This window comes from Hyphobacterium lacteum, from assembly GCF_036330345.1.
In the GTDB taxonomy this organism is placed as follows: domain Bacteria; phylum Pseudomonadota; class Alphaproteobacteria; order Caulobacterales; family Maricaulaceae; genus Hyphobacterium; species Hyphobacterium lacteum.
In genome coordinates, this window is the sequence record NZ_JAZDRP010000005.1 from 182,674 (window position 1) to 208,559 (window position 25,886).

The 25,886-nt window shown below is 62.1% G+C and carries 22 protein-coding genes; 19 read left to right on the plus strand and 3 right to left on the minus strand.

What is annotated here, in order from left to right:
- The first annotated feature begins 301 nt into the window (after window positions 1–301).
- Window positions 302–913, plus strand: a complete 612-nt coding sequence (rdgB, locus tag V0U79_RS09825; RefSeq protein ID WP_373696463.1) for an RdgB/HAM1 family non-canonical purine NTP pyrophosphatase — start codon at window positions 302–304, stop codon at window positions 911–913.
- Complete coding sequence (gene hemW / locus V0U79_RS09830; protein ID WP_330199329.1) at window positions 906–2,042, plus strand: radical SAM family heme chaperone HemW; 1,137 nt, start codon at window positions 906–908, stop codon at window positions 2,040–2,042. Before rdgB ends, hemW begins: the two co-directional genes overlap by 8 nt.
- 6 nt (window positions 2,043–2,048) lie before the next feature.
- Here hemW and V0U79_RS09835 read toward each other — a convergent pair whose 3' ends face one another.
- The gene (locus V0U79_RS09835; protein ID WP_330199330.1) at window positions 2,049–3,383 is read right to left on the minus strand and encodes a penicillin-binding protein activator; all 1,335 of its coding nucleotides are present in this window, start codon (window positions 3,381–3,383) and stop codon (window positions 2,049–2,051) included.
- On the opposite strand from V0U79_RS09835, the gene rsmI reads away from it, so the two are divergent.
- The 7 genes from rsmI to V0U79_RS09870 all read left to right on the plus strand — a co-directional run bounded on the left by rsmI (window position 3,382) and on the right by V0U79_RS09870 (window position 11,255).
- On the plus strand, window positions 3,382–4,278 hold the full coding sequence (rsmI, locus tag V0U79_RS09840; RefSeq protein WP_330199331.1) for a 16S rRNA (cytidine(1402)-2'-O)-methyltransferase: 897 nt from the start codon (window positions 3,382–3,384) through the stop codon (window positions 4,276–4,278). The genes V0U79_RS09835 and rsmI overlap by 2 nt on opposite strands.
- The gene (locus V0U79_RS09845; RefSeq protein ID WP_330199332.1) at window positions 4,275–4,661 is read left to right on the plus strand and encodes a YraN family protein; all 387 of its coding nucleotides are present in this window, start codon (window positions 4,275–4,277) and stop codon (window positions 4,659–4,661) included. Before rsmI ends, V0U79_RS09845 begins: the two co-directional genes overlap by 4 nt.
- 58 nt (window positions 4,662–4,719) lie before the next feature.
- Window positions 4,720–5,385 (plus strand): BON domain-containing protein, encoded by a 666-nt coding sequence (locus V0U79_RS09850; protein ID WP_330199333.1) that lies wholly within the window; start codon window positions 4,720–4,722, stop codon window positions 5,383–5,385.
- 15 nt (window positions 5,386–5,400) lie between these two features.
- The gene (gene gshB / locus V0U79_RS09855; protein ID WP_330199334.1) at window positions 5,401–6,348 is read left to right on the plus strand and encodes a glutathione synthase; all 948 of its coding nucleotides are present in this window, start codon (window positions 5,401–5,403) and stop codon (window positions 6,346–6,348) included.
- A 138-nt stretch (window positions 6,349–6,486) separates the two neighbouring features.
- Window positions 6,487–8,022, plus strand: coding sequence for a YifB family Mg chelatase-like AAA ATPase (locus V0U79_RS09860; RefSeq protein WP_330199335.1), 1,536 nt, complete (start codon window positions 6,487–6,489; stop codon window positions 8,020–8,022).
- A gap of 44 nt (window positions 8,023–8,066) precedes the next feature.
- On the plus strand, window positions 8,067–9,902 hold the full coding sequence (locus V0U79_RS09865; RefSeq protein ID WP_330199336.1) for a hybrid sensor histidine kinase/response regulator: 1,836 nt from the start codon (window positions 8,067–8,069) through the stop codon (window positions 9,900–9,902).
- A gap of 15 nt (window positions 9,903–9,917) precedes the next feature.
- The gene (locus V0U79_RS09870; protein WP_330199337.1) at window positions 9,918–11,255 is read left to right on the plus strand and encodes an AmpG family muropeptide MFS transporter; all 1,338 of its coding nucleotides are present in this window, start codon (window positions 9,918–9,920) and stop codon (window positions 11,253–11,255) included.
- 2 nt (window positions 11,256–11,257) lie between these two features.
- Here V0U79_RS09870 and V0U79_RS09875 read toward each other — a convergent pair whose 3' ends face one another.
- Entirely contained in the window at window positions 11,258–13,537 is a 2,280-nt protein-coding gene (locus V0U79_RS09875; RefSeq protein ID WP_330199338.1) for an NADP-dependent malic enzyme, read from the minus strand.
- A gap of 175 nt (window positions 13,538–13,712) precedes the next feature.
- Between V0U79_RS09875 and mutS the strand changes: the two genes are divergently transcribed.
- The 5 genes from mutS to V0U79_RS09900 all read left to right on the plus strand — a co-directional run bounded on the left by mutS (window position 13,713) and on the right by V0U79_RS09900 (window position 22,404).
- Window positions 13,713–16,325 (plus strand): DNA mismatch repair protein MutS, encoded by a 2,613-nt coding sequence (mutS, locus tag V0U79_RS09880; protein WP_330199339.1) that lies wholly within the window; start codon window positions 13,713–13,715, stop codon window positions 16,323–16,325.
- 31 nt (window positions 16,326–16,356) lie between these two features.
- A complete protein-coding gene (locus tag V0U79_RS09885) occupies window positions 16,357–19,170 on the plus strand; it encodes a [protein-PII] uridylyltransferase (RefSeq protein ID WP_330199340.1) in 2,814 nt (937 codons plus the stop codon).
- A 3-nt stretch (window positions 19,171–19,173) separates the two neighbouring features.
- Complete coding sequence (murJ, locus tag V0U79_RS09890) at window positions 19,174–20,736, plus strand: murein biosynthesis integral membrane protein MurJ (RefSeq protein ID WP_330199341.1); 1,563 nt, start codon at window positions 19,174–19,176, stop codon at window positions 20,734–20,736.
- Between the two features lie 34 nt (window positions 20,737–20,770).
- Entirely contained in the window at window positions 20,771–21,799 is a 1,029-nt protein-coding gene (gene trpS, locus V0U79_RS09895; RefSeq protein ID WP_330199342.1) for a tryptophan--tRNA ligase, read from the plus strand.
- A gap of 62 nt (window positions 21,800–21,861) precedes the next feature.
- Entirely contained in the window at window positions 21,862–22,404 is a 543-nt protein-coding gene (locus V0U79_RS09900; protein ID WP_330199343.1) for a copper chaperone PCu(A)C, read from the plus strand.
- On the opposite strand, the gene V0U79_RS09905 is transcribed toward V0U79_RS09900, so the two are convergent.
- A complete protein-coding gene (locus V0U79_RS09905) occupies window positions 22,401–22,952 on the minus strand; it encodes a hypothetical protein (protein WP_330199344.1) in 552 nt (183 codons plus the stop codon). The two genes, V0U79_RS09900 and V0U79_RS09905, sit on opposite strands and share 4 nt — an antisense overlap.
- 52 nt (window positions 22,953–23,004) lie before the next feature.
- Here V0U79_RS09905 and V0U79_RS09910 point away from each other — a divergent pair, with 52 nt between their 5' ends.
- The 5 genes from V0U79_RS09910 to V0U79_RS09930 all read left to right on the plus strand — a co-directional run bounded on the left by V0U79_RS09910 (window position 23,005) and on the right by V0U79_RS09930 (window position 25,879).
- Entirely contained in the window at window positions 23,005–23,481 is a 477-nt protein-coding gene (locus tag V0U79_RS09910; protein ID WP_330199345.1) for a universal stress protein, read from the plus strand.
- Between the two features lie 62 nt (window positions 23,482–23,543).
- Window positions 23,544–24,095 carry a NifU family protein gene (locus V0U79_RS09915; protein WP_330199346.1) on the plus strand — a complete coding sequence of 184 codons (552 nt, stop codon included), beginning with the start codon at window positions 23,544–23,546 and terminating at the stop codon, window positions 24,093–24,095.
- Window positions 24,096–24,174: 79 nt separating this feature from the next.
- Complete coding sequence (locus tag V0U79_RS09920) at window positions 24,175–24,792, plus strand: malonic semialdehyde reductase (RefSeq protein WP_330199347.1); 618 nt, start codon at window positions 24,175–24,177, stop codon at window positions 24,790–24,792.
- Window positions 24,793–24,803: 11 nt separating this feature from the next.
- The gene (gene tsaB, locus V0U79_RS09925; protein WP_330199348.1) at window positions 24,804–25,448 is read left to right on the plus strand and encodes a tRNA (adenosine(37)-N6)-threonylcarbamoyltransferase complex dimerization subunit type 1 TsaB; all 645 of its coding nucleotides are present in this window, start codon (window positions 24,804–24,806) and stop codon (window positions 25,446–25,448) included.
- Window positions 25,445–25,879, plus strand: coding sequence for a GNAT family N-acetyltransferase (locus V0U79_RS09930; protein WP_330199349.1), 435 nt, complete (start codon window positions 25,445–25,447; stop codon window positions 25,877–25,879). Before tsaB ends, V0U79_RS09930 begins: the two co-directional genes overlap by 4 nt.
- Window positions 25,880–25,886 lie beyond the last annotated feature (7 nt).

The following is a 25,886-nucleotide window of genomic DNA, read 5'->3' on the forward strand; positions in this document are numbered from 1 at the left end:
GCCGGGACCTGACTATGCTCATGCGACCGTCGAGGTCAGAGCGGCAACAATGCCGGAACCAACCGCGATGATGAGGAACATGTTGATGGCAGCTGCTGCGAAGAACCGCACTGCACCATTTTCGGACCTGACCATTTCCATCTCTCCTGTGTTTCGTTTCAATCGACCAGAGTGTTTTGTTTTGTTATCCGGACGATCATTTCGCCGTCCGTGGATTTATCGATAAACATAAAATTCAGCGGGCGCAAGCAAAAATATCGTTTTTCGATATGAATTTTTCGAAAGGCGATAAAAAACGGGGGTGAAAACACGCGTGTCAGAGGCGAAAACCTGGGTTCTTGCATCCCATAATCAAGGCAAAATCAAAGAGATAGCGGATCTGTTGGCGCCGTTCGGCATTCAACTGCAATCCGCTGCAGATTTTTCACTTCCCGAGCCGGAAGAGACCGAGCCGGACTTCGCCGGAAATGCCATTCTGAAGGCGAGAGCTGCCAGCGAGGCGACCGGATTGCCGGCTTTGGCCGATGATTCCGGCCTGTGTGTGACGGCGCTTGACGGTGCTCCGGGAATCTATTCGGCCCGCTGGGCCGGAGAGCCGCGCGATTTCGGTGTTGCAATGCGGCGGGTGCATGATGAGCTCGAACAGTGCGGGTCGGCTGACCGGAGCGCAGCCTTTGTCTGCGTTCTCGCCCTGGCCTTCTCCGATGGCGCGGTGCGGACATTCGAGGGCCGCGTCAGCGGCGAGATCGTCTGGCCGCCGCGCGGCGATGGCGGTTTCGGCTATGATCCGGTCTTCCGGCCCGAGGGTGAAAGCCGGGTTTTTGCTGAAATGAGCCGCGAGGAGAAAGCCGGAATGAGCCACAGGGCGCGCGCCCTGGCCAGGCTTGTGGCGGAAGAGTTCGGAGATGACTGACGCTCCGCTGGGTCTTTATGTGCACTGGCCGTATTGCGCGCGGATCTGTCCCTATTGCGACTTCAATGTCTACAAGGCGCGCGGCGATGATGAAGCTCTGTTCCAGAGCTTGGTCGCGGATCTCGGCTATTGGGCCGAGCGGCTCGAACGCCGCTCTCTCGTCTCCATCCATTTCGGGGGCGGCACACCCTCGCTCATGACGCCGGCGCAGATCGGCGAGCTGATTGGCAAGGCGGAATTGATGTTCGGCTTTGCGCCGTTGATCGAAATCGGGCTCGAAGCCAACCCGAATGATTCCGACGGGTTCGAGGGTTTCCGGGCGGCTGGCATCAACCGCCTGTCTCTGGGTGTACAGAGCTTTCAGGACGACGCGCTTGTGGCGCTGGGCCGTGATCATGATGGCGCCGCGGCGCATCGATCCCATGAGCTGGCCCGCAAAAATTTCGATGCCGTGTCACTGGATCTCATCTATGCGCGCGAGGGCCAGACCTTGGCAGACTGGGAGGCCGAGCTGACAGCAATTCTGTCCGAACAGCCCGGCCATGTGTCGGCCTATCAGCTGACGATCGAGCCCGGGACAGCATTTGACCGGCGCGTGGCGCGGGGCGAGCTGATTCCTCCCGGAGACTCGCTGGGGGCCGAGCTTTACACCCTGACCCAGACGCTTTGCGCGGATGCTGGCATGACCGGTTACGAGATTTCCAATCATTGCCGTGAAGGCCAGTCCTCACGCCACAACCGGCTCTACTGGGAGGGGGCTGACTGGATCGGGATTGGTCCGGGCGCTCATGGCCGCATGGGTAATTTCCGCAGTGGCGGGCGAGTGGCCAGTACGACCGTTCTGAAGCCGGCCGCTTATATAGAGCAGGTCACCCGTACGGGCTGTGGTTCGGATATCGAGACTCTGTCCGCTCTGGATGAGGCGCGGGAGCGGATCCTGATGGGCCTGCGGATTTCGGACGGGCTTGATATCGACCGCATCACCGCCCTGACCGGCCATTCCATCGACCTCGAAGAGGCGGGCCGCCTCGAGCGTCAGGGGCTGATCGGGATCGATGACCGCATTGTGCGGCTCACGCCGGACGGGCGGCTCTATGCCGATGGTATCGCCCAGCTGCTTTGCCCGTAGGCGGGATCAGAAAATATCCGGCTCGAACTGGCGCGGCGCGGGATCAATGACGCGGAAGGAATCGCGGCGCACCTCATAAACGGCCAGGCCGCGCTCGATCTGCCCGTCCGCACGGAAACGGAACAGGCCATCTGCGCCATAGAAACCCTCCGGATCCTCCAGCGCTTCGCGGCTGACATCACCCTCATTGGCAAAGTAGATGGCCAACAGGACGGCGTCGTAGGCGTGGCTGGATATCCGCGAGGGCTCGTCTCCGAAGGCGGCCTCATATTCAGCTACATAGGCTTGATGAGCCTCTGCATCCGGACCGGCAAACCAGCCACCATGAAGGACTGGCTCGCGGCGGGTCTCTTCATTATTCCAGAGACCGGTGCCGAGGAAACGCACAATCAGCGGGTCGATCTCGTGATAGGGCAGCAGCGGGCCGAGGGTTCGCAGGCGGGTTCCGCCTTCCGGCAGCATGACCGCCTGGAAAGGCGCGTCAGCCGAGGGCTGCCAGTCGCTTGAGCGGAACTCCAGCGCGGCTTCAGCCTCAAGACTGGTAAAGCCCAGCTCGGCCAGACGCCGGGCGGCCGAGGTCATGGCCTCGACCCCGCCAACATAGGTTTCCTCTGCCGTCAGATAACCACCACTCTGCTCGGCTGAATCCTGCAGCGCATTCCGGACCGTTGCTCCATACGCCCCTCCCGGACCGATGAAGGCATAGCGTTCAACGCCCAGCCGGGATGTATATTCGACAATGCGGGCGACTTCCTGTTGAGGCGGCAGGCTGAGCAGATAAACGCCATTCCCGGCCATGCTGGTGTCGGTCGAGAACGCCAGCACGGGCACATCATAGCGGCTTGCAACTTCACCGGCTGCGCCGGCGGCGGCTCCGAAAAGCGGACCGAGAATGATATCGGCGCCATCATCAATGGCCGCCTGGGCGGCCTCCCGTGCGCCCTCCGCCGTACCGCCCGTATCCTTCGGGATCAGGACCAGCGTGTCCGGGCCGTGCTGGAAGAGTGCGAGCTCGGCTGCGCGCAGAAGATTGGCGGCCTCGGCCCGTGCCGCCGAATTGGGATGACTGAAGGGCAATAGCAGAGCCGCGCGAGTCAGCTCGCGATTATCCAGATGCCGCGGAATCACGCCCCCTGTACGCTCGACGACCGGCTGTTCGACGACCGGCGGCTCGATTACGGGCTGCTCGACGACTGGTGGTGGCGGCGGCGGCGGTGGTGGCGGCGGCGCAGATGTTGTCGCACACGCAGAAACCAGCAAAGTACCGGCCACCGAAATGGCGGAAATGACCACCGGTCTTGGTAAGCCACGCCAGAAGCGCAAAGATGCAGGAAGAATCATGTCCGAGCCGCCTTCACATATTCCCGGCGAAGCTAGCCGCCGCGCGCCCGCGCCGCAACCGCCCGAGCCGGGCCTCAACATTGTTTCCACGCCGATCGGCAATCTTCGCGACATCACGCTCCGGGCGCTGGATGCTTTGGCAGGTGCCGATCGCATCTATGCCGAGGACACACGCATCGCGGCCAGATTGCTCGATGCTTACGGGATTAGCGCCAGAGTCTTGCCATATCACGACCATAACGGGGCAAAGATGCGGCCCGGCATTCTCGAAGCCCTGGCGGCTGGCGAGCGCGTTGTCCTGATCTCCGATGCCGGAACGCCGCTGATTTCCGATCCCGGATACAAGCTTGTGCGCGAGGCCGTCGAGGCGGGCCATCCCGTTCGTGCCCTGCCTGGCGCCTCGGCCTTGCTGACCGGGCTGGCTGCTGCCGGCCTGCCCAGTGACGCCTTTTTCTTTGCCGGTTTCCTGCCGCCGAAATCAGGAGCCCGCCGCAACCGGCTCAGCGAGCTGGCCACTGTCCCCGGTACGCTGGTTTTCTATGAAACCGGCCCTCGTATCGCCGCATGTCTTGTCGATGTTGCCGCTGCACTGGGTAACCGGGATGTCGTGGTCGCGCGAGAACTGACCAAGAAGTTCGAGGAATACCGGCGGGGTCCGGCGTCGGAAATTGCCCGGCATTATGAGGAAGCCGGAGCGCCCAGAGGTGAAATCACACTGATAGTGGCCCCGCCGGGTGAGCCGTCCGCCAGTGATGTGGATGTCGACGCCGAACTGGCCGCCCTGATCCCGTCAGAGGGTGTAAAGGGCGCGGCCTCGCTGTTGGCGCAACAGACAGGCCTCAACAAGCGCGATCTTTATGCCCGCGCCCAGGCGATCAAGGACGGCAAGGCGTGAGCGCCCGAAGACAGGAAGCCGAAAGCCGTGGCCGCCGCGCCGAGGATCTGGCGGCGTTATGGTTGTTCCTGAAAGGGTATCGCATTCTCGGCCGGCGCGAAAAAACCGGCAGTGGCGAGCTGGATATTGTGGCGCGCAAGGGCAATGTGCTGGCCATTGTCGAGGTAAAGGCGCGCACCACGGTGGAGTCCGGCCTGCAGGCTGTCAGCTGGCATCAGCAGCAACGTATTGTTCGCGGGACGTCCAGCTTCATCGGCCGGCGGCGGGATCTTGCCAATCTGGCAATCCGCTATGATCTGATGATTGTGCGGCCCTGGCGGCTGCCGCGCCATGAGCGGCAATTCTTCAGCGCGGACGGGCCGCGCGCGATGGACTTTAATTGAACGGAATCATTTCGGCAGATAGGCTCGTGCCGGGCTGTCGCCTTTCGAGGATGAAGAAATGAAATCTGCCTTTCTACCGGCCGCCCTGGCCATGCTTCTCTCCGCGTGTGCGGCCATGCAGCCAGAGCGCTCCATTGGACGTGATATCGATGATGCGAGTGCTTCACTGTCCATCAAGGCGGCGATGACCCGCGCCGAGGGCTATGCGCTGGAAGGGGTGGATGTCGAGGTGACCGACGGTGTTGCGCTTCTGACCGGAACGGCCCCGCGCGAGGACGACCGGCGTCAGGCGGAATGTCTGGCCTGGTCAGCGCTGGCTGTCCGGGCGGTGGAGAACGAGGTCACTATATCCAATCCCTCGACGATAAGGGACGGCGCCCGTGACGCCTGGATCACCCAGCAAGTCCGCGCCCGCCTGCTTCGGGACCGGTCGGTGCGCAGCGTGAATTATAATGTGGAGGCCGAGAACGGCCGGGTTTTCCTTCTCGGCGTGGCGCGTACGCAGGGCGAACTCGAGCGCGCCGCCCAGCATGCGGCACTCGTTGATGGTGTAACCGAGGTCGTCACCTTTGTACGGGTGACCGGTGAAGCCAGCGAGACCGTTTCCCGCGGTGAACGCCAGGCTGCGGCCTGCGGCGGTGAGGCGATTCCGGTCAATGAGGATGTCCCGGGGCTGGAGCCGCCAGAAGATCTGCGCACCGCGCCGGTCACGCCGATCGACTAGACAGGACAAATCCGAATGAGCCTTCGCATTGCGGTCCAGATGGACCCGATCTCCACCGTCGACATTAATGGCGATACCAGTTTTGCCTTCATCGAGGCTGCGCAGGCGCGCGGCCACAAGGTCTGGACCTATCAGCCGAAACACCTGTCCTGGGAAATGGGACGGATTACGGCCCGCGCGCGGCCTGTCACCGTTCAGCGCGTGAAGGAAAAGCCCGGTATCGAGGGCGACCCGGAAGTGCTGGATCTGGCCGGTGACGTGGATGTCATCCTGATGCGGCAGGACCCGCCCTTCGACATGTCCTACATCACGGCCTGCCATGTGCTGGAATTTCTCAAGGGCACAACGCTGGTTCTGAATGACCCGCAATGGGTGAGGTCCAATCCGGAGAAGATCCTGCCGCTGGAATTTCCTGATTTGATTCCACCGACGCTGATCTCGCGTGATGTCGAGGCGATCAAAGCTTTCCGGAAACAATACAAGGATATCATCCTCAAACCGCTCTATGGCAATGGCGGGGCGGGCGTGTTCCGGGTGAAGCCGGACGATGGAAACTTCTCATCCATTGTGGAGATGTTTGCCGGCATCAATCGGGAACCGATCGTCGCCCAGGCCTTCCTTCCGGATGTCAGTGCCGGTGACCGCCGCGTCATCCTGATCGAAGGCGAGCCGGTCGGGGTGATCAACCGGGTGCCGCAACCGGGCGAAACCCGTTCCAACATGCATGTTGGCGGGCGTGCGGAAGCGGCCGATCTGAGTGCGGTCGACCGGCATATCTGCGAGGTCATCGGTCCGGTTCTGAAGGAGCGCGGCCTGGTTTTCGCCGGCATCGATGTCATTGGCGACCGGCTCACCGAGATCAATGTCACCTCCCCTACCGGCGTGCAGGAGCTGAAGCGCTTTTCCGGCGTCGATGCCGCGGTGCTGTTCTGGGATGCTGTGGAGGCGCGCCTGGCCGGGTAATTCCGACACAACCTTGACTTTAGTCTGATTTTCGTTCCTATTATGTTCCTGTTTTGATCGTCGGCGTTCCAGCCTGTGGAAAACTGACGATATACCAACGGGTTATCGCGGTGATGGCCCGGTATCGGGAGCGGGAACATGGCGGCGGGCACAAAGACAATTGCTTTTGAAGGGGCCGAGGCGCGCCGCGTCGAGGTGGAGGCGCAATTCACGGGCGGCCAGCCGGCTTTCATGGTGGTTGGCCTCGCCGACAAGGCCGTCGCCGAAAGCCGGGAGCGCGTGCGCGCTGCCTTTGCTGCCATTGGCCTGTCATTGCCGCCGGGACGAGTGATCGTCAATCTCGCCCCGGCTGACCGGCCCAAGGAAGGCGCGCATTTTGATCTGCCCATCGCGATCTGCCTGATGGCGGCGATGGACGTCATTCCCCCGGATGCCGCTGCCGATCATCTGGCCATGGGAGAGCTCGGCCTCGATGGTTCGATCAATGCCACGCCGGGGGCCCTTCCCGCGGCGATGGCCGCCAGCCGTCACGATCTCGGCTTTATCTGTCCGGAAGCCTGTGGGCCGGAAGCGGCATGGGCCGGCGGTGATCTGTCGATCCTGGCGCCGGCCTCGCTGATCCAGCTGGTCAATCATTTCAAGGGACGCCAGATGCTGTCCCGGCCCGTGCCCGGCGATCTGATCGATGCTCGCCCGGATCTCGATCTGAAGGATGTGAAAGGACAGGAAAGTGCCAAGCGGGCGCTCGAGATCGCTGCGGCGGGATCGCATAACCTCCTGATGACCGGTCCGCCCGGCTCTGGAAAATCGATGATGGCGGCCCGGCTGCCCGGCCTTCTCCCGCCCCTTTCAGCCGAAGAATTGCTGGACGTTTCCATGATCGCCTCGGTGGCGGGCCTGTTGGAGCGTGGGCGCCTGACCCGGTCGCGCCCTTTCCGCTCCCCGCACCATTCCGCCTCGATGGCCGCCATGGTTGGCGGCGGTCAGCGGGCCAAGCCGGGCGAAGCCTCGCTGGCGCATCATGGCGTTCTCTTCCTCGACGAGCTGCCGGAGTTTCACCCGCAAGTGCTGGACAGTCTGCGCCAGCCACTGGAAACCGGGGAAATCGTCGTGGCGCGCGCCAATGCTCATATCGCCTATCCCGCCCGCTTCCAGCTGGTCGCGGCGATGAATCCCTGCCGTTGCGGCTGGGCCGGCGCGAATGGCGAAGCCTGCAAGCGCGGACCGCGGTGTGCGGCCGATTATCAGGCGCGGGTGTCGGGTCCGTTGATGGATCGCATTGATCTGCATGTCGAAGTGCCGCCGGTGACGCCGGCCGATCTGGCCCTGCCGTCGCCGCCAGAAGGGACAGAGGAGGCCGCGACACGGGTGGCCCTGGCCCGCACCGCGCAGGCCGAGCGCGGACGCCTCAATTCGCAGCTGACAACCGATCTGATTGATCATGTTGCCGAACCGGACCGGGGTGGTCAGCAACTGATCAACCAGGCGGCGGAACTGATGGGCCTGACGGCGCGCGGCTATCATCGCGTTCTCAGGGTGGCCCGGACCATCGCTGATCTCGACGGGTCGGACGGTGTGCGGCGGGTGCATGTGGCTGAAGCCCTGTCGCTGCGCCGGGCAGCGCCGGGTGGAGAGATGCGTGCGGCGTCCGGGCGCGCCATGCGGACCGTTTGAAATCGCAGCGCTTCCTTAACCGGTTTCAGCGTAAACCCGCATCAATGACCGACACTCGAACACCCCCGGTTCCGGCGGAAAATGATGCCGCCCTCATCGCGCTGGACGCTGCCGGCGAGATGGCCATGCTGCGGGCGGGCGATGGACGCGTCGTTTTCGTCAACCACGCTTTTCTGTCGGCCTTCGGCGGAAAGCGATCAGACTGGACCGGCCGATGGTTTGCGGTCGCGCCGGCCGGCCCCGTTGACCGGGGCTCAAGGCGTTTTGAAGCCCTGATGCGTACGCGTTCCGGCAATCGCTGGATCGAGTGGGATGAGCGCCCGGTGGACAGTGGCGGCTCCATCTCCATTGGCCGCGATGTGACGGACAAGCGCGATGCCGATGCCGAGCGGCGCGAAGCCGAAGATGCCCGCACCCGCTTTTTTGCTTCGGTCACGCATGAGCTGAGAACGCCGCTGGCCGGCGTAAAGGGCGTGGCGGATCTGTTGGCAATGACATCGCTGCAGCCGGACCAGCGCGAATATGTCCGCGCCGTATCCGACAGCGCGATGCACGGGCTGCAGCTCATCGACGAGATTCTTGACCTGTCCCGCCTCGAAGCCGGCCATGTCGATTTGCGGCCGGAACCGGTTCGCCCATCCGACCTGGCACGCCAGGCCGTCGAATTGCTGGCACCACGGGCAGGCGAGAAAAACCTGGCGATCGCTAGCGTGATCCGGGAAAGTGCGCCGGAAGAGGTTCTGGCCGATGTCGCCCGCGTGCGGCAGATCCTATTCAACCTGCTCGGCAATGCCGTGAAATTCACATCCGAGGGTGGCTGCTGGGTCGAATTGTCCGGCGATATCGACAGCGAGAACCGGGCCCGTCTGATCATCACAGTGCGCGATACCGGTCCGGGTATCGAGCCGTCAGATCAAGCCAAGATTTTCGACCATTTCGAGCGCGGTAGTGGTGAAGCGCAGCTGCGCGAGAGTGGCGCCGGGCTGGGTCTGTCTATGGTCAAGAAACTGGTCGAAGCCATGGATGGCGAGATCGGTCTGGAAAGCGCGCCGGGCGAAGGGGCTTCCTTCTGGGCAGCTCTGCCGCTACCTATTCGCAAGGGCGTCAGAACCGACCGGCCGCTGGCAGGTCAGGTGGTTATGGTCGCCTCTCCGTCGTCTGTCATCCGCAATGCCTTGTCTGCGCAGATCCTGGCGCTGGGCGGAGATGCGCGCACGCTTTCCAACCCTGAACGGTTAAGCTCTGCCTCCGGAATGACGCTGCTTCTGGATGCCAAGTGGTCTGCCCATGCGCAGGGCTGCGGCGCACGGAAGGTGCTGATCCTGACGGAGGCGGCCGAGAAAGACCGAGTGCGGGACAATCCACCACCGGGCGCAGATGGCTGGCTGGTGATGCCGGTACGGCGTCAGAGCCTGGAAAGGTTCATTGCCAGCGAGGTGCCGGGGCAGGGCAGTGAAGCCGGCTGGCTGGAAGGCGAGGGCTGGCCGCTGGCGGGGCTGCGTGTGCTTGTTGCCGAGGATGATCCGGTGAACGGGTTGATCGCTGAACGGACGCTGACCCGGCTGGGCGCTTCGCCCGAACGCGCTCATGATGGCCGCGAGGCACTGGATCGCCTTCGGGCCGGGGGACTGGACGCTGCGCTGATCGACCTCCGCATGCCGGAAATAGACGGGCCGGGCGTTGCCCGCACCATACGCGAAGAAGGCTTCAATCTGCCGCTGATCGCCTTGACGGCCAATACGTCGGAAACCGACCGGCGGGCCTGTCTGGAAGCCGGCATGAATGCCTTCCTGACCAAGCCGGTCAATCCCGAGACGCTCACAGCTACGCTACTGAGCTTGTCGAAAGCGCAAAAGCGTTTCAGGGTCGTCTCCGGATAAGGCGGAGACCTGCTCATGACGGATGTGGCCCAGCCCGAGCGCAATAATCGCTGGGCAGATTCCCTGCGGATATATGCAAAGCCGGTCATGCTCTCGATGCTGATCCTTGGATTTGCGTCCGGACTGCCGCTGATGATGGTCTTCCAGAAACTGTCATTCTGGCTGCGCGCAGAGGGGATCGACCGCTCTACCATTGGCTTCATCTACTGGGTGACGATTGCCTATACGATCAAATGGATGTGGTCTCCTGCGGTAGACCGAATCCCGATCCCATTTCTGACGAACAAACTGGGCCGCCGGCGGAGCTGGATGTTGCTGGCCATTGCGGGAACGATGGTCGGGCTTCTGGTTATCGGCTTCTCGCGCCCCTCGGAGGCGCTTTGGGTCACTTTGGCAGGAGCCATGATCCTGGCCTATTCCGGAGCAACTCTGGATATCTCGATTGATGCCTGGCGGATCGAAAGCGCCGAGAATGACAATCAGGCCAACATGGCGGCCGCCTATGTCATGGGATATCGAGGCGCCATCATGTTTGCCGGATTCGGTCTTGCGATTGCTGAATGGACGAGTTGGCAGATATCTTTTTCGGTCATGTCGCTGACCATGGGAATAACGGCCTTTCTCATTCTTTTCATGAAGGAGCCGCCACGTGATCCGTCCGTTCTGCTGCCGGATATGGGAATCGCTCAGCGCTTTGCGACGGCGATCATTGATCCCTTCAAGCAATTCATTGGTCGGCTAGGCCCGTGGATCGTGCCTGTATTTCTACTCATCAGCATCTATCGCATGAGTGATTTCACCATGGGTATCATGGCAAGTCCGCTTTATGCTGACCTTGGCTATGGAGGTGACATTATTGGCGGGATTCAAGGTGGCCCAGGTATTCTTGCCACTATAGCCGGCGGTTTTTTCGGAGGGCTGATCGCTTTCCGATTCGGGGTTCTGAAGGCCATGGTCGTCGGCGGGGCCATCACGCTTGTCACCAACGGGGCGTACGCTTGGTTGGCGCAGACCGGTGTGCCAGAAGACGCTTGGCGTGTCGCGATTGCGATCGTCGGTGACAACATTGCAGGTGGCTTTGTCGGAACCGTGTTCATCGCCTATCTGTCATCGCTCACAGACCCTGCAAATGCGGCAACGCAATACGCCCTGTTGTCCTCTCTCTATGCCTTCGTGAATAAAATCCTCGCGGGGTTCTCCGGTGTACTGGCGGATACTGTCGGCTATATGAATTTCTTCCTTATCACGGCCAGTTATGCTGTGCCGGCCACTCTGCTTGTGATTTTGATAATGACCTTCGGCTCACCCGCCGCCAAGGGGCAGGTCCCGACGGGAAAGGAAGCTGAAAGTTAACCCTATTCCGCTGCCAGGGCCTCTGCCGACAGATCATAGGCTGCCAGCGCGGCCAGCGTGACGATCTCGGTGACCGGTGCGCCCAGCCGGGCGATCTGGACCGGCTTTTCGAAGCCGAGCAGCATGGGCCCGAGAACCGTGGCCCCGGCGCCGGCACCCATCAGGCGCGTGGCGATGGAGGCCGAGTGAATGGCTGGCATTACCATGACATTGGCCGGGCCGGTCATGCGCGAAAATGGATAGAGCAGCTTGTGTGCCGGATCGAGCGCGACATCGGCAGCCATCTCCCCCTCGTACTCGAAGTCGACCCCGCGCTCATCGAGCATGTTGACGGCTGCCTGGATCTTTTCAGAACGCTGGCCCGCTGGATTGCCAAAGGTCGAGTAGGAGAGAAACGCCACACGCGGTTCGAACCCGAAGCGCCGGGCGGCCGCCGCGGCTTCGCAGGCGATATCGGCGAGTGCCTCGGAATCCGGGAATTCGGTGACATTGGTGTCGGCAATAAAGAGCGTCCGGTTCTTGGCGAGCACGATGGACATGCCGATCACACGCTCATCCTCGGCGGGATCCAGTACCCGGCCGATATCCTTGAGTGCGGCGTCGTAATTGCGCGTCACGCCGGTGACCATGCCGTCAGCATCGCCCAGCTTGACCATGCAGGCCGAGAAAACGTTGCGGTCATTATTGACCAGGCGCTGGACATCGCGTTTCAGGAATCCCTCGCGCTGGAGCCGGTGATAGAGGAAGTCGGCATAGTCCGAATTGCGCTCCGACAGGCGGGCATTGACGATTTTCAAAGCGTCTTCCGGGACCCCGACCAGGCGCATATTGGCACGGGTCTGCTCCTCGCGGCCAACCAGGATCGCCTCGCCCAGCTCCTGGGTCTGGAAGGCAAAGGCGGCGCGGATGACAGACGGCTCCTCGCCTTCGGCGAAGACAACGCGCTTTCCTTTTCCGGCTACGGCACCCTGGATCCGCTGCAGCAGTGAAGCCGTCGGGTCCAAACGCCGGGCCAGGGAGGCCTTGTAGGCTTTCATGTCCTCTATCGGGCGGCGGGCGACCCCGGTATCCATCGCAGCTTGCGCCACATAGGGCGGGACATAGGAAATCAGGCGCGGGTCAAACGGGGACGGGATGATGTAGTCGCGGCCGAAGCTCGGTCGCTGGCCATGATAGGCTGCCGCCACCTCATCGGGCACATCTTCCTTGGCGAGATTGGCCAGAGCATGGGCGCAGGCAATTTTCATTTCTTCATTGATGGTGCGCGCCCGCACATCCAGCGCCCCACGGAAAATATAGGGGAAGCCGAGGACATTATTGACCTGGTTGGGATAATCCGAGCGTCCCGTCGCCATGATTGCATCCTTGCGGATCTTGCGGACGACTTCCGGGCGGATTTCGGGCTCCGGATTGGCCATGGCGAAGATAATCGGATCTTTCGCCATCGACTTGACCATGTCCTCATCGACAGCGCCGGCTACCGACAGGCCGAGGAAACAGTCAGCGCCTTTCAGCGCTTCGGCCAGGGTGCGCGCCTTGGTGGGCGCCGCATGAGCGGCTTTCCACTGGTTCATTCCGTCCTCGCGGCCCTGATAGATCGGCCCGCGTGAGTCACACAGGATGCAATTGGCGGCCTTGACCCCCATCGCCTTCAGGAGTTCCAGGACCGCGATTCCCGCGGCTCCGGCGCCATTGACGACGACTTTCAGCTTTGAAATGTCCCGCCTGGTGATCTCGCAGGCATTGATGATACCCGCTGCGGCAATGATGGCCGTTCCGTGCTGGTCGTCATGGAAAACCGGAATATCCAGCCGCTCACGCAGCTTCTGCTCGATGATGAAGCAGTCCGGGCCCTTGATGTCTTCCAGATTGATGCCGCCAAAAGTTTCACCAAACCGGGCGACACATTCGATGAATTGATCCGGGTCGTCCTCGGAGACTTCAATGTCCATGCCGTCGATATCGGCAAAGCGTTTGAACAGGACCGCCTTGCCTTCCATCACGGGCTTTGACGCCATTGGCCCCAGATTGCCAAGCCCCAGAATGGCCGTGCCGTTTGAGACCACGGCCACCATGTTGCCTTTGGACGTGTATTCGTAGACGGCGTCAGGATCGGCCGCGATGGCCTTCACTGGTGCTGCGACACCGGGCGAATAGGCGAGGGAAAGATCGCGCTGGGTCGCCATCGGTTTGGTCGGCTGAAGGGCGAGCTTGCCCCGCGTCGGCTGGCTGTGAAATCTCAGCGCGTCTTCATCGCCCACGGGGCTTGTGCGATCAGGCATTCTTGCAATCCGGAATAACAGTCGGTGTATCTGGTGTGAAACTAACGCCGCCTGTTCCCGACGCAAGCGTCATGACCGCTTGCAGAGGACGCGAATCCCCGCCAGTTTCTCGCCGATCATGCTGCCGTCAGACCTTCAAGACAGACACTTTCCCAGCCCGGAAGGCGCAACGCCGATGATGGCGCAATTCCTCGCCCTGCGTGAGGATACGCCGAAGGATGCGCTGCTCTTCTATCGTATGGGTGATTTCTACGAGCTGTTCTTCGACGATGCGCGCCGCGCTTCCGAAGCACTCGACATCGCGCTGACCCAGCGCGGGCAGCACCAGGGTGAACCCATTCCCATGTGTGGCGTGCCGGCGGCAACCGCCGAAGCCTATCTGGCCCGGTTGATCAAGGCCGGCTTCAAAGTGGCAGTCGGGGAGCAGCTGGAAGATCCGGCCGCCGCCAAGGCGCGGGGATCCAAGACGGTGGAACGCGGACTGACCAGGATCGTCACACCCGGAACCCTGACCGAGGATTCCCTGCTGGATGCGCGCAGCTCCAACCGGATTGCGGCGCTGTCTGAGACGGCTGGCGGCGGCACCGCTCTGGCCTGGGCCGAAGTGTCGACAGGGGAGTTCGCGGTCAGCGAGATCGATTCCGGGCAATTGGCAGCCGAGATCAGCGCGCTGAACCCGGCTGAATTACTGGTGCGTGAGGAAAGCTATACGGCCGCGCGCGACTGGGTGCCGGCAGGACGGATCACGCCGCAGGCCCGCGCCAAGTTTGATGCGAAGTCTGGCGAGCGGCGATTGAAGGAGCGCTTCAGTGTTCAGTCGCTGGAGGCCTTTGGCAGTTTTTCGGCAGCCGAACTGGCCGCGTTGGGCGCCTTGCTGGACTATCTGGAGCTGGCGCAAGCCGGCGCACCGGCCAAGCTGTCGCCGCCGCGTCAGGTTCAGCCCGGGCATACGCTTCTGATCGACCCGGCAACGCGGGCGAGCCTGGAGATCGACCGGACGCTGACAGGCGACCGCAAGGGATCCTTGCTGGACTGTATCGATGAAACCGTCACGGCGCCGGGCGCGCGCTTGCTGGCCGCACGGCTAACCCGGCCGTCAACCGATCTCGCGGCGATCCGAAACCGTCATGATTTGCTGGCGCACTTCATCGATTCTCCGGTGACCGAAAGGGTCCGGGAGCGATTGAAGGCGGCCGGCGACCTAGAGCGCGCGGCCACACGATTGGTGCTGTCGCGTAGCGGGCCCCGCGATCTGGCGGCATTGCGTCGCGGTCTTGCCGAAGCGCAGACCCTGTCCGCTCTTCTGCTGGAAACGCCGGGAATTGATGCGCCCGGACATCTTGGCAGTCTGGCAGAGATGTTGAACGTCTCCGCCAGGGCAGAGCTGGCGGCCTTGCAGCACGATCTGGAAGCGGCGCTTGTCGACGAGCCAGGGCTCGCTGCCCGGGATGGCGGTTTCATTGCCGCGGGGTGGATTGCCGCGCTGGATGAAGCGCGGGCGCTGCGGGATGATTCCCGGAAGCTGATTGCCGGTCTCCAGCAGACCTATGGAGAGGCCAGCGGTGTTTCCAACCTGAAGATCAAGCACAACAATGTGCTGGGTTATTTCGTCGAGGTGACGGCGAAGAATGCCGATCCGCTGATGGCGGACGAGGCCTTCATTCATCGTCAGACCATGGCCAATGCGGTGCGGTTCACAACGACCGAACTCGGTGCTCTTGAATCGAAGATCGCCGGAGCGGCAGACCGCGCGCTGGCGCTTGAGCTGGAAGCCTTTTCCGGGTTTCGCGACCGGGTCGAGGCGCAGGCGGAAACCATCCGGTCAATTGCCCGGGCGCTGGCAGAGATTGATGTGGCCTGTGCGAATGCGCAATTGGCGCAGGATCGAAACTGGGCACGGCCGGATCTTGGTGAGACACCGGTATTTACGATTGTCAGCGGCCGGCATCCGGTCGTGGAAGCATCGCTGAAGGCCCAGGGCGAGGCCGGGTTCACCCCGAATGATTGCCGGCTATCGGATGACGCGGAGCGGCTGCTTCTGGTGACCGGTCCGAACATGGCCGGTAAATCGACCTATCTTCGTCAGAACGCGTTGATGCTGATCCTCGCCCAGGCCGGGCTTTACGTTCCGGCCAGTGAAGCCCGGATCGGTATCGCCGACCGGTTGTTCTCGCGGGTCGGGGCGGCGGATGATCTGGCGCGTGGCCGCTCGACCTTCATGAACGAGATGGTCGAGACCTCGGCGATCCTCAATCAGGCGACGGCGCGCAGCTTTGTCATTCTCGATGAGGTTGGCCGCGGCACATCCACCTTTGACGGCCTGTCCATTGCCTGGGCTGCCGCCGAGCATCTGCATGAGGTCAATCGCTGCCGGGCCCTATTCGCCACGCATTATCACGAGCTGACCCGGTTGGCAGAGGATCTGGACCATGCCGGCAATGTCAGCCTCAAAGCCCGCGAATGGAAAGGCGAGCTGGTCTTCCTACACCAGATTGCCGAAGGTCCGGCTGACAAGTCATACGGGATCGAGGTGGCGCGCCGGGCAGGCCTTCCGAAGGCTGCCATTGCCCGCGCGAAGACCATTCTCGAGCGGCTGGAAAGCGAGGACGCCCCGTCGGCGGCGCTGGCTGAATTGCCACTGTTCTCTGCAACACCCATGGCGCAGGAGAGCAAGCCTTCACTTGTTTCCGAGCGTTTGAAGCGGGTCGTGCCGGACGAGTTGAGCCCGCGTGACGCGCTGGAATGTCTCTATGAGCTGAAGCGGCTGGCAGACGAAGAGAGTGAGTGACGCGTTGAGCGGCAAGCGATAGGCTCGGGCGATGCTGGTTTCCGCCCTGCCTGCCTCCCTCGATGGACTAAAGCTCCGCGCCGAGCTTGCGGCAGCTCTGGGAGATAAATCCTGGCAGGATATGCCGGCACGCAATGCGGCAATTGCTCGTATCCGCTCGGCGATCGAGGCCGGCCGGGCGGCCGCGAAAGACAAGCTGAAAGGATCAACCGGCGGGCTGGAATCGGCACGGTTCCTATCAGGCGTCATGAATGCCGTTCTGGCGGCGGTCTATGATTCCATTGCCATGGAAGCAGGCGATGCCGCCCAGGGCATCTCGATGACGGCGATCGGCGGATATGGTGCCGGGGAGCTTGCGCCGCGTTCGGATATCGACCTCCTCTTCCTGAAGCCCAAGCGCGCCGGCAAGGCGCATGAGGCTTTTCTGGAACAGCTGATCTATGTGCTTTGGGACTGCGGGCTAGATGTCGGCGGCGGTGCTGTGCGGACGGTAGACGAAACGCTGGATGTTGCCCGCGACAATATTGGCGAGCGGACGTCGCTGCTTTCGCTTCGGCACCTTGCGGGAAATCCCGGTCTTTCAGAAATGTTGCGGCGGAAGCTGCGCGAGGAAGCTCTGTCAAAGGGCGCTGCCTTCGTGGAAGCCAAGCTCGAGGAACGCGATGCGCGGATATCCAAGGCGGGAGCCTCACGCTACACGGTCGAGCCGAACGTCAAGGAATCCAAGGGTGGTTTGAGAGATTTGCAGCTGCTGCGCTGGTTGGCGCAGTTTCTCTATGGTGCCGATGCCTTCGAGCGCTGGGTGTCCTCCGGGCTGATGACGGTCACCGATGTCGAGAAATATCTCAGGGCGTCCGATTTTTTCTGGACGGTCCGTTTTCACATTCACGACATTATCGACGGCAAGGATGACCGGCTGACGTTCGATATCCAGCCTGAAATCGCGGCCCGGATGGGCTTTGATGATGCCGAGGCCGAAAGCGCTGTCGAACGCTTCATGCGGCGTTACTTCCTGACCGCCATGGATGTGGGAAGCCTGACCCGCCTTGTCTGCGCCAAGCTGGAATCCGACCACCGCAAGTCCCGGCCGCGCGGTCTGGCGCGTTTCCTTCCGGAATCCGATGCGCTGGGCGATCCGGTCGATGAAGCTTTCAAGCTGGTAGACGGACGGATCGATTTTGCCGATCCGTCGGAGATCGAGAATGATCCTGTCCTGCTGATGCGCCTGTTCTGGGCCGCCTCGGCCATGGGTGCCGATCTGCATCCGGATGCCTTTGCAGTTGTCGGGCAGAATATTCGCCGTGTGGACGATGAATTCCGCTCCGATCCACGCGCTGTGAGGGTGTTCTTTTCCATCCTGCTGGATTCAGGCGCTCCGCAGCTGGTTCTGCGTCTGATGACGGAGGCGGGCCTTCTCGGGAAATTTCTCCCCGAATTTGGTGAGATCGTCGCGCGTACCCAGTTCAACATGTATCACCGCTATACGGTGGACGAGCACACGCTGCACCTGGTGGGCTTGTTGCGCGATATCGAGAACGGGGATTTGCAAGGAGACCATCCCGTTGCCAGCAGGATAGTTCACGAGATCAAGAACCGGCGTGCCCTGCATCTCGCGGCGCTTCTTCATGATACCGGAAAGGGCAGGGGCGATCAGTGTGTCGAAGGCGCCGAGCAAGCCCGGACTGCGTGTACACGTCTTGGCTTGCCATCCGCCGAAGTCGAACTGGTGGCCTGGCTGGTCCGGACCCATCTTCTGATGAGCGATACGGCCCAGCGCCGTGACATCGGCGATCCGAAAACCGTCATCGAGTTTGCGCGTGAGGTCGGTACGCTGGAGCGTCTCAATCTTCTGACCATCCTGACGGTTATCGATATCCGGGCAGTGGGCCCCGGCATCTGGAATGGTTGGAAAGGTCAATTACTGCGGGATCTCTACTCTGCGACGCGGTCGGTTCTGGAAAGCGACGCTTCCAGCGATGCGGAGGCAGAGGTTCGTACCATTCTCAAGGCACAAGCGGATGAATCCCGCGCGGCGTTCCGGGAAAAGATTGGCCGTGTCGACGAGGGTTTTGCCGAACGCTGGACGACGGATCTGGACGATGCCTACTGGTTGTCCTTTTCCGAAGCCGACCGGCTGCGGCATGCGGCCTTTGTTCGCGCCGCCAAGGACAGGGGTGATGTCGTTGCTGCCACGGCGCGGATCGACAAGCGGCGGGCGGCCACTGAAGTCATGGTCATTGCGCCGGACAGGGAACGTCTGTTTGCCGATATAGTCGGCGTGCTGGCTGAGTTGGGGGCGAATGTCGTTGGTGCGCAGGTCTCGACGACGGCATCGGGTGATGCCTTCGATGTTTTTTATGTTCAGGACTCCTCCGGCAATCCTTATGGCATTGAGCGGGGGCGGGCGCGGGATGCGCTGGCAGAACGCGTACGGCGTGCGGCTTCAGGATCGAAGACGCGGGCGGCCAAACCGGCAGTGGCGCGTCTCACCCGGCGGGCTGCGGCCTTCACGGTGACACCGTCGGTTTCAGTGGATTCAAGCGCGGCTGAAACGGCAACCCTGATCGAGGCATCCGGACGGGACCGGCCAGGACTTCTGGCAGATTTGTCGGAAGCGATTGCCGATGCGGGGCTGGCCCTGCAATCGGCGCGGATCGATGGCTATGGTGAGCGTGCGACCGACGTATTCTATGTGCTCAGGGACGGAAAAAAGCTGGAGGACTCCGCTGACCGTGAGGCGGTGAGGGAAAGTTTGCTGGACGTGCTGGCACAGGAAGAAGAACGCGTGGCCAAGCGGGCCAGAACCCGCGGTCTCGCCCGGGCCCGCGCCAGTGCGGGCCGCTAGAGCATGAAGATACTGCGCTCCACCCTGGTGATAGGCGGGCTGACGGCGGTCAGCCGGGTTCTGGGGTTTGTCCGCGAGATGTTGCTCGCGGCGGCACTGGGAACCGGACCGGTGATCAACGCTTTTGTCATCGCTTTCCGCTTTCCAAACCTGTTCCGCCGCTTCTTTGCCGAGGGCGCATTCAACTCGGCCTATGTGCCGCTCTATACGCGGACGCTGGAAGGGGATGGGGAAGCCGAGGCGCTGCAGTTTGCCCGGGATACGCTGTCCCTGATGATTGTGGTGCTGTCGGTCTTTACCGTGGCAGCGCAGGTGTTCATGCCGGCCATCATGCGCTGGCTGGCCCCCGGCTTTGTGGATGATCCCGGCCTGTTCGGGATGGCGGTTCTGTTCACCCAGATTACCATGCCCTATCTGCTCCTTGTCTCGCTGACTGCGATGATGGGCGGCACGCTGAATGCGCATGACCGGTTTGCCCTGTCGGCGGCGGCTCCGATTGCACTGAATGTGATCATGGTCGCGGTTTTGCTGCTGGCGCCGGACGATGCTGCTGAAACGGGCCTATGGATCACAATTGCGGTGCCGGTGTCGGGAGTGGTCCAGGCAGCGATCCTGTACTGGGGTTGCCGCCGCGCAGGCATCAGGTTGTCTCTCCGGCTTCCCCGGATAACGCCGAAAATCCGCCGGCTGCTGATCCTTGGTATACCTGGGGCCATTGCTGGCGGCGTGACCCAGATCAATATCGTTGTCAGCCAGCTTATCGCGACCTTCCAGGATGGCGCGGTCGCACTGCTCTACTATGCCGACCGGCTCTATCAGCTGCCGCTGGGCGTGATCGGGATCGCGATGGGTGTTGCCCTGTTGCCGACCCTTTCCCGGCAGCTAAGGGCAGACGATACGGGCGGGGCCGAGGACACGATCAACCGGGCAATCGAAATCTCGATGGCGCTGACCCTGCCTGCCGCCGCCGCCTTGCTGGCCATGCCCGGCCTGCTGGTCGAGGGGCTGTTCCAGCGCGGGGCTTTCACGGCGGAGGATACGGAGAGCACGCGCCTTGCGGTTCAGCTGTTCGCAATCGGCCTGCCGGCCTTTGTCCTGATCAAGGTTTTCTCGCCCGGTTTTTTTGCCCGCGAGGATACGGCAACGCCCATGGTGTTTGCCGCGATATCGATGCTGTTCAACATCGCCGTGGGCGCAGCGCTGTTCTTCTGGATCCGTGAATTTGCTCCCGATCGCGGCCATGTCGGCCTGGCAGCGGCAACCTCCCTGGCGGGATGGATCAATGCCGGTCTGCTGGCAATCTTCCTGGCGCGCCGGGGCGGGTTGAAGCCCGACCGCCGCCTGATGTCGGCCTTGCCGCGTCTTGTGATCGCGGCGGCGCTGGCCGGCGGGGTGATGTGGGGGCTGGATCTCTACAAGGCTGAACTGGCGCATTTTGTGTTCGAATCCCGTCTGCTGACAGCCATTCTGGCGTCGGGTGCGGGACTGGTGATCTACGCGATCCTGGCGCTGGTCACGCGGGGTTTGCGGATTTCGGAGTTGCGAAGCGCGTTTTCCCGTGGCTAAACCCGGCGCTCGCACCAGACCGCAAGAGTAAGCCATGACCGACGCTCCGACCTATTCCGGCCCTGAACGCATCCTGTCCGGCATGCAGCCGACGGGAAATCTGCATCTTGGAAATTATCTCGGCGCACTGGTGAACTGGGTCAAGCTGCAGGACCGTGGCGCGGAGTGTTTCTATTGCGCGGTCGACATGCATGCGATCACCATGCCGCATGACCCGGCCGAATTACCGGGAGCCGTGCGCTCGGTGGCCGCTGCCTACATGGCGGGCGGCGTCGATCCGGAACGCTCGTCCATCTTTGCCCAGAGCGCTGTTCCCGCCCATGCCGAACTGGCTTGGATCCTCCAGTGTGTGGCCCGTCTGGGCTGGATGGAGCGCATGACGCAGTTCAAGGACAAGTCGGGATCCGACCGTGAGCGTGCCAGCGTCGGCATTTTCACCTACCCGGTGCTGATGGCGGCGGACATTCTTGTCTACAAGGCCACGCATGTGCCCGTCGGGCAGGACCAGAAACAGCATCTCGAGCTGGCGCGCGACATCGCGGCCCGCTTCATGCGCGATTATGACTGCGAGGGCTTCTGGCCGCTGCCCGAGCCGATCATCGAGGGTGCCGGCACGCGCATCATGTCGCTGAAGGACGGAAACAAGAAGATGTCCAAGTCGGACCCGTCGGATCTGGCCCGCATCAATCTGACCGATGATGCCGACACGATTGCCCGCAAGGTGAAGAAGGCGAAGACCGATCCGGAACCTCTGCCGGAAACCGTCGAGGGTCTCGAAGGCCGCCCGGAAGCCGGCAATCTGGTGGGGATTTATGCGGCTCTGGCCGGCTCCAATAAGGAGGCTGTCATTGCCGAGTTCGGTGGACAGGGTTTTGGTGCCTTCAAGCCGGCTCTGGCAGAGCTTGCCGTGGCAAAACTCGCGCCTGTAGTGGACGAGTATAATCGGCTGATGGGCGATCCGGCGGAAATTGATCGCATTCTCGAAGCTGGCGCCGAGCGGGCCCGCGAAGTGGCCGCTCCTGTGCTCGCCGACGCCAAGCGCATGGTCGGTTTCTGGGGTTAAAACGCCGCATGGCGTTGGCCGATTTCCGGGTCTAGCAAGTTGCAAACACGGAGATCCCTGTCATGCGCCTTCTTCTTTTGACCCTTCCTGCCCTTGTCCTGACGGCGTGCGGAAATCCGCAATCTGAGCCAGCTGCGGAGATAGACCATTCGGGGCATGGCGACATGGCCGGCACGATGATCGGCAGCGAGAGTGACGGGCCCGTCGCTCAACAGGAAACCGCGATCGACATTCGCGCCAGCTGGATGCGGCCCCACCCGGAAGGCCGCGATGTTACGGCAGCCTATGTTGTCGTACGCCTCAGCGAAGGCACGGAGGATCTGTTGACAGAAGTGCGGATCGACGAGGCGGAGCGCGTCGAGATCCACGGTCATTTCGTCGGCGCTGATGGTGTGATGCAGATGCGCGAGATCGGCCCGCAGCCGGTGACCGATGAAGGCCCGCTGGTTTTTACGCCGGGCGGCCGGCATCTGATGGTCTTTGGCCTGGCACCGGTTTCCGAGGGTGAAACGGTCAATGGCACGCTGGTTTTCCAGAATGCCGGTGAAGTGCCCGTCACCCTGGCTGTGCGCTCCATGCCGCCGGGCATGCCGACCGAGTACTAGGCTTTCCCGGCGTAAATGTCCGGATCATAGGGTTTTGGCGCGCGCGGTTTGAACATCCAGGCCAGATAGACGCCAATGATGATACCGGGAATGCCGCCAGCAAAGAGCGGACTTTCCTCGAGCGCCAGATAGATGGCAAAACCGCCGCCCATCAGCGCAATCAGAAGCCCCAGGCCGGACATGACGAAGCCGAACCAGAGCGGTTGGCCCTCGACAAAGCGGATTGTCTCGCCGAAGGGTGCAAGTGTCCGGTGGACGCAGGCATTGAAGGCCAGAAACCGGTCGGCCTGGTTTTTCCAGACGCCGATGGACGTCCAGGCTCTCGATCCGAAAATGACGCGGGTACCGTCCTTTCCGGTAATCCGGCAGACGATCTGGCTGTCGCGGCCAGCCATTTCCACACCCATGCGGACTTCAACGATATCGGTGAAGGCAATGGCCCGCTTCAGCGTGCCGTTCTCCGATACGCTGATCCGCGTGTCTTCGAGGGCAATCAATTGTTCAGGAGAGGCGGCATTGCGCCGGTCAGTGTAGGTTACTTGCGTCATCAGGCGCATTCCTATCTGGACGAAACGCCCGTGTCAGGCCAATTCTATGCATATGAGCGAGCATCGCAGAAAATTTCTGGTCATTGCCGATCAGAGCGAGGAGTGCCGCACGGCGCTATACTTTGCCGCCAGGCGGGCGAAGGCAACAGATTGCGGGCTGGTCCTGCTGGCTGTCATAGAGCCATCCAACTTCGACCACTGGATCGGCGTGTCTGAAACCATGCGCCGTGAGGCCGAGGAGCAGGCGACCGAATTGCTCGACACAATGGCCGAAGACGCAGAAGCGGTGATGGGTGAGCGGCCTGAACTGGTTCTCCGCGAGGATGAGAAGCGTGATGCTCTGGCCAAGCTGATCGAAGAAGATGATCACATATCGATCCTCATTCTCGGCGCAAAAGAATCGGGTGAAGGCCCCGGCCCGCTGGTGGCCTTGCTGGCGCGTGGCCGCAGCCTGATGGGCGCGCGGCCGGTCCCGGTAACGGTTGTTCCGGGCGGTTTGTCCCGAGAAGCCATTGATGCCCTTACGTAGAGAAGGGTTGCGGTCAGTGCGCTAAAGCGCCATTTGAGACGCTTCCGAAACAGGACGCGATCATGTTTATCCAGACCGAACCGACGCCGAACCCGAACACCATGAAGTTTCTCCCCGGCCGGGAGATTGCGCCGGAAGCCCCGCGCGAATTCACCACGCCGGAAGAGGCAGAGATGTCTGCGCTGGCGAAAGAGCTGTTCGCCGTTGACGGTGTGACGGGTGTGTTTTGCGGCGCAGATTATGTTTCGGTGTCGAAGGACGAGACGGTGGATTGGCCGCACATCAAGCCGGCGATTTTTGGCGCGCTGATGGATGTGCTGCAGTCCGGCGCGCCACTGTTCGCCGATTCTGACGGCGAAGCGGAGTATGACGCCGACAGTGGTCCGGCCAAGGAAATCAAGGAAATCATCGACACCCGCGTCCGCCCTGCTGTGGCGCGGGATGGTGGCGACATCATCTTCAAGGGCTTTGACCAGCAGACCGGTGTCGTGGCCCTGGTCATGCGCGGTGCCTGTGCCGGGTGTCCGTCCTCGACCCTGACCCTGAAGGCCGGGATCGAGAATCTGTTGAAGCATTATGTGCCCGAAGTGCGGGAAGTGGTCGCCGTCGGATAAGAACTTTTTCCATTCCGGAGGTTAAAAAAACCGGCAGGCCGCACTATCTCACCGTTCCAACGCAAGAACGGTGGCTGTCATGCTCGATACGCAATACGAAAATGCCAATGCTCTGGATAAGGCTGCAATTGATCAGCTGTTCCTGAATGCGCGAACCCATACAGCCTGGACAGAACGGAAAATCTCCGAGGATACGCTGCGGGAGCTTTATGACCTGACGCGTATGGGGCCGACGAGCATGAACAACTCGCCGGCCCGGTTCCTGTTCCTGACGTCCGCGGACTCGAAGGCCAGACTGAAACCGCATCTTTCCGTGGGAAACGTCGATAAGACCATGGCAGCGCCGGTAACGGTGATCGTGGCGTGGGACCGGGAGTTCTATGAGCGCATGCCGGAGCTTTTCCCTCATTCCGAGGCAGCCCGCGACATCATGAAGGCGGGTGCCGAGGTCAATGGTTTTCGAAATGGCACGCTCCAGGCCGCTTATCTGATACTCGGCGCCCGGGCGCTGGGCCTGGATACCGGGCCGATGTCCGGCTTCTCTATCGAAGGGGTCGACAGGGAATTCTTCGCCAATGATCCGGAGCGCTCCAACTGGACCACGAACTTCCTCGTCAATCTCGGCTATGGATCGGGTGAGAACCAGAAGCCGCGCCTGCCGCGCCTTTCATTCGACGAGGCTGCTGCAATCCTTTAAACCCCGCAGCGATGCGGATACTGGCAATTGATACGACCGGTCCGGCCTGTTCTGTGGCGCTTCGCCTGCCCGGACCGGCGGATCACGTTTCCAGCGAAACAATGGCTCGCGGCCAGGCCGAGCGGCTGGCGCCGATGGTTCGGGATCTTCTGGCCGAGGTCGGCCTTGCGCCATCCGGTATCGACCGGATTGGTGCGGCTGTTGGCCCCGGCAGTTTTGCCGGAAGCCGGATCGGTGTGGCGTTTGCGCGCGGACTGGCGCTGGCGACGGGGGCGGAGTGTATTGGCATTTCAAACCTCCAATGGTGGGCCAGTTCAGCCGAAATGCCGGAAGCGGGATCCGTTCTTGTTGTCCATGACGCCAGGCGCGGCGAGGTCGTGCTCCAGGGTTTTGACCCGAACGGTCCGCTGGCGGCCGCCGAGACCCGGCCGATGGAAGATGCGCGAGCCGCTCTGGCGGCTTCGCCGGGCAACGGAGCGCATCGGGTGCTGACCGGAACGGGCGCTCACTTACTGGATGGCGGACCGGAAAGACAGCCGCCCCGGCTGGCGGCCTTGCTTGATCTGATCGAGGCCGCGAAACCCCCATTCCACCCTCCCAAGCCATTCTATGCGCGCCCCCCTGATGCGAAATTGCCGGGAGGCCGGGAGGCGTGACCGTAAAGCCTGTTGCAAAATCCGATTGCGGAAAGCTGGCCGCGCTGCATGCCCGCTGTTTTCCATCGGGCTGGCCGGCGGCGGAGATCGCGCGGCTGATCAGCGAAACGGGTGTGATTGCGTTGAAAGCCGGGGATGATGAGCCCACGGGTTTCATCCTCGTCCGCCGGGTGGCCGATGAAGCGGAAATCCTGACGCTCGCTGTTGATCCTGAACATCGCCGCCATGGTCACGCCCGGGCTCTGTTGACGAGTGCAAGCGAAATCCTGATCGCGTCGGGTACTCTCAAATTCTTCCTCGAAGTGTCCGGGGGCAATACTGCGGCAATCAGCCTCTATTCGTTGGCGGGTTTCAGCCAGGCCGGGCGCCGGCGGGCCTATTATTCGGATGGAAGTGATGCTCTGGTGATGGAAAAGACACTCGCGCAATAGACGAAGC

Coding starts and splice junctions, on each gene's coding strand:
- hemW (WP_330199329.1), top strand. CDS start 906: ATGACTGACGCTCCGCTGGGTCTTTATGTGCACTGGCCGTATTGCGCG.
- rsmI (WP_330199331.1), top strand. CDS start 3,382: ATGTCCGAGCCGCCTTCACATATTCCCGGCGAAGCTAGCCGCCGCGCG.
- V0U79_RS09835 (WP_330199330.1), bottom strand. CDS start 3,383: ATGATTCTTCCTGCATCTTTGCGCTTCTGGCGTGGCTTACCAAGACCG.
- V0U79_RS09850 (WP_330199333.1), top strand. CDS start 4,720: ATGAAATCTGCCTTTCTACCGGCCGCCCTGGCCATGCTTCTCTCCGCG.
- gshB (WP_330199334.1), top strand. CDS start 5,401: ATGAGCCTTCGCATTGCGGTCCAGATGGACCCGATCTCCACCGTCGAC.
- V0U79_RS09860 (WP_330199335.1), top strand. CDS start 6,487: ATGGCGGCGGGCACAAAGACAATTGCTTTTGAAGGGGCCGAGGCGCGC.
- V0U79_RS09865 (WP_330199336.1), top strand. CDS start 8,067: ATGACCGACACTCGAACACCCCCGGTTCCGGCGGAAAATGATGCCGCC.
- V0U79_RS09870 (WP_330199337.1), top strand. CDS start 9,918: ATGACGGATGTGGCCCAGCCCGAGCGCAATAATCGCTGGGCAGATTCC.
- V0U79_RS09875 (WP_330199338.1), bottom strand. CDS start 13,537: ATGCCTGATCGCACAAGCCCCGTGGGCGATGAAGACGCGCTGAGATTT.
- mutS (WP_330199339.1), top strand. CDS start 13,713: ATGATGGCGCAATTCCTCGCCCTGCGTGAGGATACGCCGAAGGATGCG.
- V0U79_RS09885 (WP_330199340.1), top strand. CDS start 16,357: ATGCTGGTTTCCGCCCTGCCTGCCTCCCTCGATGGACTAAAGCTCCGC.
- murJ (WP_330199341.1), top strand. CDS start 19,174: ATGAAGATACTGCGCTCCACCCTGGTGATAGGCGGGCTGACGGCGGTC.
- trpS (WP_330199342.1), top strand. CDS start 20,771: ATGACCGACGCTCCGACCTATTCCGGCCCTGAACGCATCCTGTCCGGC.
- V0U79_RS09900 (WP_330199343.1), top strand. CDS start 21,862: ATGCGCCTTCTTCTTTTGACCCTTCCTGCCCTTGTCCTGACGGCGTGC.
- V0U79_RS09905 (WP_330199344.1), bottom strand. CDS start 22,952: ATGACGCAAGTAACCTACACTGACCGGCGCAATGCCGCCTCTCCTGAA.
- V0U79_RS09910 (WP_330199345.1), top strand. CDS start 23,005: ATGAGCGAGCATCGCAGAAAATTTCTGGTCATTGCCGATCAGAGCGAG.
- V0U79_RS09915 (WP_330199346.1), top strand. CDS start 23,544: ATGTTTATCCAGACCGAACCGACGCCGAACCCGAACACCATGAAGTTT.
- V0U79_RS09920 (WP_330199347.1), top strand. CDS start 24,175: ATGCTCGATACGCAATACGAAAATGCCAATGCTCTGGATAAGGCTGCA.
- tsaB (WP_330199348.1), top strand. CDS start 24,804: ATGCGGATACTGGCAATTGATACGACCGGTCCGGCCTGTTCTGTGGCG.